General features: G+C 36.2%; 4 protein-coding genes. All 4 read right to left on the minus strand.

Annotated features, from left to right (window positions below):
- Window positions 1-222: 222 nt before the first annotated feature.
- The gene (locus ETR37_RS17875; RefSeq protein ID WP_129447617.1) at window positions 223-3,399 is read right to left on the minus strand and encodes a DEAD/DEAH box helicase; all 3,177 of its coding nucleotides are present in this window, start codon (window positions 3,397-3,399) and stop codon (window positions 223-225) included.
- A 115-nt stretch (window positions 3,400-3,514) separates the two neighbouring features.
- The gene (gene pglZ, locus ETR37_RS17880; protein ID WP_129447618.1) at window positions 3,515-6,025 is read right to left on the minus strand and encodes a BREX-1 system phosphatase PglZ type A; all 2,511 of its coding nucleotides are present in this window, start codon (window positions 6,023-6,025) and stop codon (window positions 3,515-3,517) included.
- A gap of 63 nt (window positions 6,026-6,088) precedes the next feature.
- Window positions 6,089-9,553 (minus strand): BREX-1 system adenine-specific DNA-methyltransferase PglX, encoded by a 3,465-nt coding sequence (gene pglX / locus ETR37_RS17885; protein WP_129447619.1) that lies wholly within the window; start codon window positions 9,551-9,553, stop codon window positions 6,089-6,091.
- A gap of 71 nt (window positions 9,554-9,624) precedes the next feature.
- A complete protein-coding gene (gene brxC, locus ETR37_RS17890) occupies window positions 9,625-12,000 on the minus strand; it encodes a BREX system P-loop protein BrxC (RefSeq protein ID WP_255411662.1) in 2,376 nt (791 codons plus the stop codon).
- Between the last annotated feature and the right edge of the window lie 49 nt (window positions 12,001-12,049).

Genomic DNA, 12,049 nt, shown 5'->3' on the forward strand with positions numbered 1-12,049 from the left:
AAAAATCCTCCCGATTTTCGTTGGGAGGGTGCGAAATGTGAGATGAAGGGGTTCTCCGATCCAAAAAATGAGCCTATATGCCGACTACTATATTCTAAAAGACCTGTTTTTGGCTGGTTTATAAGCTCGAATTTTTCCATCAAAAATGGACTCTTAATAAATAAAAATCAAAAGCCCCTAGATCGTTACGCTAGGAGCCTTTGAGTGATTTATTTACATGAACTACAGAATTCTAAGCGTTTTTTCTAATTGTATCTCTTCTTTTATCTCATTATTCTCCACAGCATAAATAAAAACAGAATTATCGATGCCAACATAGTCTTCATAGTTGATATTTCTTAATAAATCTGAAAGAGAATTTGTAACGATGATAAATCTTGTTTCCTCGTTTGTGCTTTCACTTGTAAAATCAATAAGCCCAAACGCTTTCTGTTGTCGGATATTTAATCTGCCGTTCCTATACTCATATTCCTTTACAAGATCAACAACATCATCAGGGATGACTCGACCGTTATTTTCCTCCGAAGGTTCTAGTCGAAGTTGAGCAATCCTTTTAATTGGCTGTAACTGAATGCTACGCTCCCGCTCAATCTCATCTAATCGTTCGCGACTGCGCTCTTCTAAGTCTTCGATTTGACTATATATTTGATTAATAAGAGCGCTATTTCGATTATCAAAGTTATTTAACTGATATTGGCGAAGGCGTTCATGAAGTGTGTTCATCTGTTCTTCAAAAGATTTTCGTAAATAGGCACTTTTTTTATTTACATAATTATCTCGTTTCATTTGTACTTCATGCAATATTTTCCTAGCTTGCACGATGGCTTCACGCTTAAATGACGGGTCTTCTGGAATGTTTACTTCAACAATTTGAAAATCGCCGTTAAATAAAAGATAGGGATCGATATTTACCCATTCACCAGATGTACGTTTACCAATCAGTATTAACTGCTGCTCAAGTTCTCTTCCTGTGCCATCAACAATAGTTACTTGATTTATTTCAATAGTAAGTGGTTCGCTTACAGAAGCCCTCACGCGACAAACCGGGATGGAAACTTGTTGAACTTCTCCCGCTCCCAGTTCTAATGACAATTTGTATAAAGGGTGGTCATTTTGTAATAATGTGATTTCTTCTGTCTCACGATACGATTTTAAAGCAAAACGTATCGATTCATCCGTCTTAATAAAAATACGCTGTTTTTTTGCTAATTCACGTATATTTTTCGGGAAACGATCAATCCTTACTGTTGATTGGTCATTAGAAATATGTAAACGAATTCTTGTATTTTCAAATTGTTTAATCGCAAATTCACCATATACTCTCATCGGAAGACTATTAATCGAAAGTTCTTGGTATGCGCGGCGCATACCCGGTAAATCGAAACTAGTTTCGTCCATCCGTTCTTGCTGTGCTAACGCAAGTAAACGTTGATGTTCTTCTGATAATGTTTTTTCCATTCTTGCAATAATTTCATCTAAATTTTCACGTCCACTAATCGCTTCTTCCATCAAATGAGCTAGATCTACTCCCTGTTCTTCAAGAATTTCTCCGATGAAGTCGTATACAGAGTCTTGTCCTAAGTCATTACGCATCTGTTCCATTTTTTCAAGTAACCGAATCAATACATCCCCTTCACGTGTATTAGAGGCAACTAAGTTAAAAATAAACACTTCATTTTTTTGACCGATGCGGTGAATCCGTCCCATCCGTTGCTCTAATCGGTTAGGATTCCAAGGAATATCATAATTTATCATTTGATTACAAAATTGCAAGTTAATTGATTCACCACCAGCATCAGTCGCAAGCATAATTTGTACGTCATTACGAAACTTTTCTACTTCAGCACGTCGTTGCTCCATTGAAAAGTGTCCAACAATTTTTGCGACTTCCGGAACATGGGCAAGCAGTTTCCGCTCCAAGTAGTAAAGCGTATCTTTCGATTCAGTAAAAATTAAAATCTTTTCCCCTTTAGCCAGAAGGCCATTTGGATTGAATAATGTGCGTTCAAGTTCTGTATATTTTCGTTCTACGTCTTTCTGACGAATTATATTTGCTTTATAAATTAAGCGGTTCAATACGTCAATTTCTTGTTGCAATTCATGAGGATCAAATGTTTCAACCGCTCCTTCTAATTGGAGTTCTAATTCTTCCTGTTCCTCCGCTGCCATGTCAATATAATCATCTATGTCAATTTCTTGATATGATTGTTGACTATATAATAGCTTTTCAAGTCGCTCTTTTCGTCGAACAAGCGAAAGATAAATCGCCTCCACTGAAGAACTTAAACGACGTTGCAAAACCATCATTGCAAAGGCAACATTTTGGTTATTGTTTTGTTTAGCACGGTTAAAATGTTCACGTACATATGCTGTTACTTCGTCATAAAGCTGTTGTTCTTCCTCGCTTAAATCGAAGGTAATTGTTTTTGTTGTCCGTTTTGGAAAGAGAGGCGTGCCGTCAAAATTCACCATCGACTCTTTCAAGCGGCGAATAACGAATGGGTTACTTTTTTCATACATAGATTCTCCGCTGTTTAAATGGGAAAAAATATCGTGGTCAATTAAACTCATTAGATGTCGAAAGTTTTCTTTGTCCCCTTTATGTGGAGTTGCTGTTAGCAATAGACAATGCTCTGTATGACGAAGCAAAGCTTCACCAAGTTGATACATTTTAGTTCTTTGAACTTTTCGTTTTTTCACCCCACGTGTATATGCAGCCATCTTATGAGCCTCGTCGACAATGACGAGATCAAAACTTGTTTTTAAAATGAGTGATTTCACATCTTCTCTTGCAGCCCAGTAAATAGAAGTGATAATTTTATCGTGTGCTTCGAATGGATTTATATCTCCAGAAGAATTTAAAAGATTACGATTTACAATAACGAATTCTTCACCAAATTTCTCATATAATTCTTCTTGCCATTGTTTTAAAACAAGCGGTGGTACTAATATAAGAATACGTTCTATACTTTTTCTTGCTAATAATTCACGAATGAGCATTCCCGACATGATTGTTTTACCTGCACCGGGATCGTCTGCTAACAAATAACGAACTCTAGGAGATTGTAGTATTCGACTATAAACCGCTTCAATTTGATGTGGGAGCGGGATAATCTTTTTATTTCCACGTGCTCTTGATTGTGAATATTTCTCTTCGGCTTTCAGTACATAATACTGCAAATAGTGTTGCAGGCGGTTTGGATTAAAATAAGCCTCTTCATGCTGTAGACGCTCAAGTTGCTCAAGTTGATACTGCTCTAAATAGCGGTCGTAATACCTATTTGTTTGTCGTCCGATTGATTCCACTAAATAAAGTCCGTCATCAATTTGTTCACAATGTTTAATTTCAACAATTTCAGGCCAAAAAGGCCCTTTAATTATTTCGCCATTTTTAAGCACGTTATTCCTCTCCTTAGCAACTTACAGGATTTTCCGGATAATGAGGTAAGGATATTAATGAATGTTATAATTGAAAGACCTACCATGTATAAACACACAGCAGGTCTTATTTTTGTTAATATAACGCCTCGTACATACGAATAGTAAAAATTTCTTCTTTATACAAATCAATTTTTTTATCTTGAATCGTCTCCATTTTTAAGGTACACGTTTCTCCCATTGGATAATATCGCTCAGCAAGAGTGAAGACCACTTGTTCTGTGCGTTCATGATTTTCCCCTGTTAGGTTAAATGTTAAAATGACTTCGTTCGAAATTCGTTCATTTCCTTGGTAAAATGCCATTTTTAGCTGGCGTGGTAAATAATCGCTTGAAACGCTTTGCTCTTGATAAAATTGAACAGGTACACGATAGTTTGTAATCACTTTATCTAACATCGCTACACTTACATCCACGGGTTTAGCTTGCTCTGTACGACGATAATCAATGAGCGGGATAATCAATTCTTGTGGCATTGCCCCACCGTGTATAAACTGCAATCCCCCGCCAGTCATAAATCGATTTAACCCTTTCGCAATAACAACATCGACATTTTGAAGAGGTGTTTGCCAACTCTTTAATTTTACCGCTCCATCTGGAACTGTTAATGAATGGCCAATTGCAAAACGACGATTACCATCAAAAACTGTTCCTCTAACGGTCTCTACTTTTACATCTGCCTCCACTTTTAAATGCTGGAATAAGAACCCGTGATCAGCAGTAATAAAGATACGTTTTGCCTGTAATCGTGATAAACGATCAACTGCTAATTCCAAGGAATAAACAGCTTTTTCGACCGCTTCATATGTATCACGTTCGGACTTACGCGAATCCCCTGTCGCATCAATAACATCATGGTACAAATAAACAAGACGCTTTCCTTTAAAATTTTCTTCCGCTTCTGTGCGCGACCAATCCATAAATTCATCTAATCGGTAAGCAACAGAGTCAGGATGCGCTTTCTGTAAAATCTTTGTTCGATTCGCCAAACCGTTTGTTGGTTCTCCATCAGCGTAGACAATTTTTTTCTCATCAATAGTTAATGTACGATGTGGCAGTAATGATGCCATTCCAAGTTGTGTATAAGTTGGTAGACTCGCATACAAAGGAGAAACACTTGCTTCGCCATTTATACGTTGATTAAGCCGCTCACACAATTCATAACCAATTTCGTATCGCAGAGCATCAGAAATAATAACAAACACTCTTGTTGTTTCCTTCTCTAAAATTGGTTGAACTACTTGTGGGAAGAATGAACGCTGCAAAGGTATTTTCGTTATTTGTTCTTCTTTTTCTAAATAATAATTTGTTTCTTGCGCAAGCTTAGTTAAATAGACATTTTCATACCAATTTGTTAAAGCTTTTGCTAATGATTCAATCATTTCGCGTTGTTCCAATTTGGTATATGCTTGCATGAAGCGACGATACGCTTGATCAATATAATGCAGGCAATGTACATATTGATTGTATAAATCGATGGTACTGTCATATTGTTTAAGATACGTTTTGTATTCGGTTAACCGTACTGCTTCATATAACACGCGATAGAGTGCTTGTATTCGTTCCTTTTTGCCCCAATATGTCGTAAGACGAAACGAAATTCGTTCTTGCCATGCTTCCAAATCTGATGTTTTATGTTGCAATTCATCAATTACTTTTTCGATCAATAACGCATCAATAAGCGGGAACGTAATTACTTTTTCAATATTTTGGACTGATACATTTTGTAAGTAATAACGCAACTCAAATCGGCTTTCAACCTCACGTATGTATGACTCTAGCCTTTCTGTTTCTTCTGCCGAACCACGCATCCAGTCATCAATAAATAATGCGCATATATTTGAGCGAATGGACGGATATTCTGTTTGGAGTTTTTCAATATTAACCTCTGCATCGCGAGCAAAATGAGCATAAAGAAGTGTTTCCATTAAATGTCGCAATGTACGATTGACAGGTCTCGTTTCAAGGCCAAAATGTTGTTCAAGCAATTCCCACATTCGTTCAATGGAGAAATATTTCGCGACCCGCTTATACGCCTCATTATTTTGTTCATCTAGCCCATCCATTAGCAAATAACGTGTAATTGCCGCAATATTTGCGATTGGTGCGCCCGTTAATACAGCCAAAATCCCATATTCTATATCTATATCTTTCGAATTTAAAGGTAATAACCGTTTTAGCTTTTGAATCCGTTCCTTGCTGTTAAAAAATTGCCTATAACGCTCAACAATTGGTCGCAATACAACGTCTTTTACGGATAATTGTTCGGCCCAGACGGCAATTTGGTCTGCTTTAAACTCGGTGCTATATAGCAAGATATCTAATAAATAGTTTTCTTCATCACGTGGTCGTGCAAACGGGGCATACAGTACAAACGATTCGTTCGGCTTGTCAATTTCAATCTCTATTTTGAGTTTAAAAAAGTTCGTATTTGTCAGTTCACGTACAATTACGTTCTCATCAGCCAACGCTTCTTGTAAGGATTCAACAGATTCCTGCCCAGCGGCATCATACCAAAACACAATCGCTCTCAGCTTCTTTTCTTTTTCTTCACGAATCCGCTCTCGCAACGCCTCTAAAATATCCATAATCCCACCTCTTTTATCGAAAAGAAGGAAAGAGGAATCGTTACCTCTTTCCATTTTATATCTCTATTTAATTGGTGCAAGTACATCTTTAAATTTTTCGTAGTTTACTTTTACTCCATCGTCCAAGTCAATGTCAATCTGTGCGTTTGCATATTCTGCAAGTTTTTTATCGAATTCGAGTAATTCTTCTAGGCGCTTTTGATAGGCAGTTTTTCGTTTCTCTAATTCGCGTTTTTCTGTTGCACTTAAATTTGGATTGACCATACGCAATTCGATAGCATTTATTTCGTTATGATACTTTGTTTGAATTTCTTGCAAATGGTTAAATCGAATCGTTGCCATTGTATCTGGACGATAACGATGCATGTAAATGAGTGTACGCAATCCCTTTTGCTTACCGGAATCAACAAGCCAATAAATTGGTCGTTTTTGATATACTTGGCAATGGTCTTTAAAAAACTCATCTAAGAAATAGCGGCGTAATCGTTCTTCTGCTGTTTCGTTACGTTTTAATTCAAGCGACTCCGCTAGCCATTGCAAGTTTTCTTCTACTGTTTCCGCTCCGAATGTTACTGATAAAAACTCACGCAAGCGTGCAATCACATCATCTTCGAAATAATACTCATCCGTCAGCAACATTAATCCGTATTTATTGGGTTTAAATGTCTTATATTTAGACTCATCCCAATCTCCGCCAGCATAAGCTAAGCCATCTACATCTAAAGAATAACGGCCCATTACGCAGCCGATAAAATAGGACAAGAACGACTTCGCATCACGAACGCGATCAGCTTTGCGGATTGTGATTTCCTCATCAGGCACTTCTGGTGTCAGTTCGTCCTGTAAACCATACAACTCAATGAAGATACGGTTCAGCTCTTCTTCGTTTGCCTTTAATTGAGCGAATTGCGTTTCCGTATGGATTGCCCAATTGTTGAAAGCATCTGATAAAAGATCACTCCCTTTACGATATGTTATAAATGGATGGCGTTTGAAGTCCCAAGACGACTCAAAAGAGTTCCAATCAGTTTTACTAATTTCAATGTTTGATTTTGTTAATTCTTTAACTATGTCATCTTCTATATACTTGTAAGGTAATAGTTGAACATATCCCGGTGGATAATTCATTGTCGGATTAATTAATTGCATAAAATAGTTAGATAGTTTACTATTCAAAAAACCTAACAGTTCATACTCTACTTTATCGCTATAAAATGCGGGCGCAGCACTATCAAAAATATAAAAGGGTTCATAATATCTTACACTAAATTTTGAGCTTGTAACTTTACTCCAAGATAAAAGATGCTTAAAATAGAATTGATTTCCATCATGCCTAAAGCCGGGGAATTTTTGCATTTCTTGTATTGAAGATGGATTATACTTTATTATATTATACCGGTTTCCATACCACTTTCTAAAATCCCCTCCTTTTGAATGAGGATGATATTTAAATTGTTCTTTATCTTTGGAACAGAAACCAATATCTCCAAATTTAACTTCATGCCAGTTAAAAATGTACTCTTCATTTTTACCTGTAGAAATTCCTGCTACTGCTGTATAATATTCTTTTATTAAATTGTTAAATGCTTTTCGTACATTTGAACTTGCCCAATAAGAGATTGCTTGTCCCGGCAATTTTGTGAAAGTTGATTGAGATAACGTATTGTATCTTTCATTTTTAACAGGGAATTGGATTGGTATACCACTCTTATCTATCTCAAAATACCTTATACATTGAAAAGTTGCATTATAACTATCAGGTAAACTTTTCCTTAATACGAATGCGGCGGTGCCAAAATTTATCCCTAGGCTTGTTCTTCCTCTGCCATCGTATGGCATGTGAATTAGATTAGTAATTGTATAACTATTTAAAAGCTTTCTTCTTAAATTTTCATAACTACTCAGAAACATCCATGATTCCATCGTAATTAAAGAAGAGATAGCATTATCCTTTAATAAACTTGTTACTTTTTCAATAAATACCGCGAATAAATCAGATTTTGTATCTGGATACTTAATTTTTAAATAATCACTAATTTTTTTATTCATACTCTTCGAACCCATATATGGTGGATTGGTTATAGCAAAATCATATTGAGATGCCAGTATAGCTGCTTGTTTAAACAAGTATAGAACATGTGGCATTTGTTCAAATGACTGATAGGTTTCTACAGTTAATTGTTCTTCCCCAAACTCCTCAATTCGCATAATGTATTTTTTATAATCAATCTTTGGCGGTTGCAAAATCGATCCAAAATTCTTTGCATCAATAAATGTGTTAATTACTGAACGTATCTCTTCTTTTTCCTCTTCATTTTTCCCAAGCAGTTGTGCAATTCCTTCTTTATCCAAATGATTTGATTCTTGAATTGCATAAATATTTAATTTCACTTTTTTACGGAAAATACGACGTGATTTTTCTCGTGCTTTCATCATTAAGGCAAAGGACGCGAGCTGAGCGGCACGGTCATCAATGTCTAAACCAAATAAGTTTTTCTCTAAAATCAATTGAGGAATATCACTGCTAGGATATCCTGCTTCCTCATACATTTGATACAGTAAGTCAAACGCATAGACAAGAATGTGACCAGAACCAACACAAGGGTCAATGATTTTAATTTCTTCTAAATTGACGTTTTTGTAGCGAATTTCCTCTAATTTTTGTTTTACTTCTTCATCTTGTTCCGCTGGCTCAATATAATAGCGCATCGATTGTTTTAGCGGTGAATCTGGGTTGGCTTCTAACCAAAGTTGTCCGAGCGAGTTTTCCACCATATATTGAACAATCCATTTTGGTGTGAATAACTGCGTAGCGGCAGGAATATCATATTTCTCAATCTTTTTATTCTTCTTTAAGTTAGCAAATACTTGATCTTTCAACTCCGTATTATAAAACTGATACAACCAACCAATGACTTCAACTTCTTGAAAGCTTTCTGTTAACGCTTCGTTATTAACTAATTTTTTAATTACTGATTCACTATCCAATAAGAAATCCGGCAGCAACAATTCCGTATAATCATTAATTTTTTCAAATAAGAACGGTAGTATTTTATGTAACGCATTACATTGGGCAATAAAGAGTTTCCGGTAGGCTTTTTCTATTTCTCCTTGATTAATAAGGTCTTTTATCTCTGTGACATCAATATCTAAATCCATTGTTTCAAATTGCGATAAAATGTCCGGTTCTGTTTTTCCAGTGCTGCTTGATAACACGTTTACTCGTTCCGGAAGATAATCATTTACCTCCATATAGCGAATCGCGATAATTCGGTTAAACCATGTATAAGCAACTTCCTCAATTAATTGTTTATACCCTTTTGCTTTGAGTTGTTTTGCTAGTGATTGAAACGCTGATTTCATTTTTAATTCATAGGGCTGCCCATTCACATATAATTGTCCAAACTCTTCTCTCATTTCTAAGCCGTTTTTCTCATCGATTCCAAATAATTTTGCTCTTAATGTAACTTTTTCAAGTAAATTTCTTCGCGCAAAGATTGCAAAATTTTTTAACTCTGTTTTATTCATGGACGTTTCGACTCCTTTGATAAGCTGATGAATGAAGTCTAGAGCGGATCGATTTTGACCCGCTCGCTGTTTTATTCTATCTCGAGAATGTGATCTTTTAGCTCTCGTAAAAGATTGGTACGCAATTGTTCCAATGCATCATCTAAATCCTGTTGTGTTTCAATTTTTGTCCGACCATTAAAGAACATACGATGCAACTCATTAGCAGATAGTTTTTTTGTTGTTTTTTCCCTCACAACAGAAGGAGTATCTCCATCGCTATCAACCACAGTAGGTGGTTTCTTACGTAACTCTTCTTCCATTTGTTTTGCTCTGTCTTGAACCCGTTTCGCATGTTCATTTAATTGTTGAACTAGGGCTCGAATTGTGACAATGCTTGTTTCTGTTACAATATTTGATTTTAAACGATTGAATGTCTGCCACTCTGCATCAATATAATGGGCAATAGATGATTCGTGTTGGTAATAATCTTTTAATTCGACTAACTTTTCTTCAAGGGTTTGTACTTGTACTTGAATCGCCTTACGTTGCTCATTGACCTCTGCTTTGATTTTTTCTTCTAATTCGTTGATAAGTTGCGGCAGTTTTGGAATGTCACGATACGGTTCTTGTTTCGTTAAAATGTCTGTAATTTGCTTTTTAATGATTTGAACATCACTATTTTGAATTAATATTAAATCATTTTGATAGAGTTGAAGCGTGCTAACAGCGTCATCAAACACAGAAATCGGTGTTTTTTTATAGAAGCCTAATAGTTTTTCAATCATTTCAAGCCATTGATCAATTTCGTCTTGTGCCTCGATAAATTTATTGACAAGTTGTTCGGCATCGCGAATTTGTAGTAATTTTTGTACTCCCATCGAGATAATGTTAATTTCTCTTTCACCCGGATACGGGTAATCAGCTGACTTGCTTTCACGACGACGTGAGCGAATCTCTTCAAGCGGCATAGTAAAACGTTCATTGATTTCCTGCTGGATAATTTCCGCAAAGTCTTGATACGTTTCTCCAACCTCTTGGCGGCCGAAAAATTCGCGCATCAGTGAAGTGAATTCTTTTTTTGTTTTTGGATCAACTTCAATCTCCGGAATAATACGGATTCGTTCCCTCTCAGATATGCGAGAGAGACGGTCAAAAAATTGTGGATGTGCTGGTGTAAAGCGTTCGTCACCAACATATAAATTGACTTTACCATCATGCATTAAGGCTAATATAAGCCCGATAATATCATACTCACTCCATCCGTATGGTACGTCACTAAACTTTTCAATTACCGTTTTTAAAGATGGTTTTTCATGCATTCGAGCAAGGTCTTCAAAGTATGTTTTTAACTCGTCATAAGCGTTACGATTGCCTGTCATATTTAACAGGTCTTGATCAATTCCATGCTCGGCAAGGCGTTTCCATTCTTCTTTATGTGCTTTAAATGAAATTGGCGCATCGATATAATCGAGTTTTGTGTACGTGTTTTTTATGAGCATATCAAAAGCAGAATTTACTTGATTTTCAAAAGAACCTTTAAAAATACGTTCTTGCCCTTGGACATAAAAACGAGCTTTTTCACAAGCTTTCCGCAATAATTCTTCTGCTTTACGCTCAAACTCATCAACTTGCGCGAGCTTTGCATCATAAATTCGATGTTGAGTCAGAGTTGTGCTATTATTACGCTTTAATTGGACATAACGTTGAACTTGTTCGGAATATTTAATTGCGCTTTCTGCTTCGGCAACAAGCTCTTCATCAAGACAGATTACAAGTTGTCCCGAGTTGGCTTTCATTGCTGCTTCCATGTCGGATATAGCGACTGAAAACACTTGCAATGTTAAAGGATGTGTCATATGTCCCTTTGTATAATTGTCAAAGCGTTTATTAAAATCAAATGGCGGTATGTCTTTTTTGTATTCATATTTCGTTTTTGGATACATTTTTGTAAAGAACAGATCACCAAGCTGTTCTTTAATTTTGATTGGATTAACCTCTACATTTTTAATTTCTTTGTTGATTTCTTGTTCTTCATCGGAAAGGAACGAATATGTACCATCTGCATGCTTTTCAATGAACATCGCTTGTTCAAGACGGTTCAACGACTCTTTTACACGATATTCTAACGGTCCGCGTTCATCATGAATGGTTTCAACTAACAACGTAGCGATATTATTTGGTGTTGCTTTTATCTCATCAATCCCTTTAATGAGATAAAGAACTTTCAATACATCGACATCTTCAGGTTTTAATCCTTCTTCGTTTTTGGCACGATCCTCAGCTCGGCTGATTGTCCTTGTTATTGTTGTTTCTAGGAAATTGCGGATTGAAGGGAAAAATTCTGCTAACGTGACTAAGTTGCCACTATCTTCATCAGCATTTAATTGGACCGCTTCTTGGAATGCTTTTAATAGAGAACGTTCTCCGTGAGCCAAGCTAGTGCCGCCTTCACCATGAATACGTATTTTATTAAATAACCCGTGGTGCTAGATAAACTTGATCAAGCATAAAAAT

It is taken from the genome of Geobacillus sp. PK12 (genome assembly GCF_004123125.1).
Classification (GTDB): Bacteria; Bacillota; Bacilli; order Bacillales; family Anoxybacillaceae; genus Geobacillus; species Geobacillus zalihae.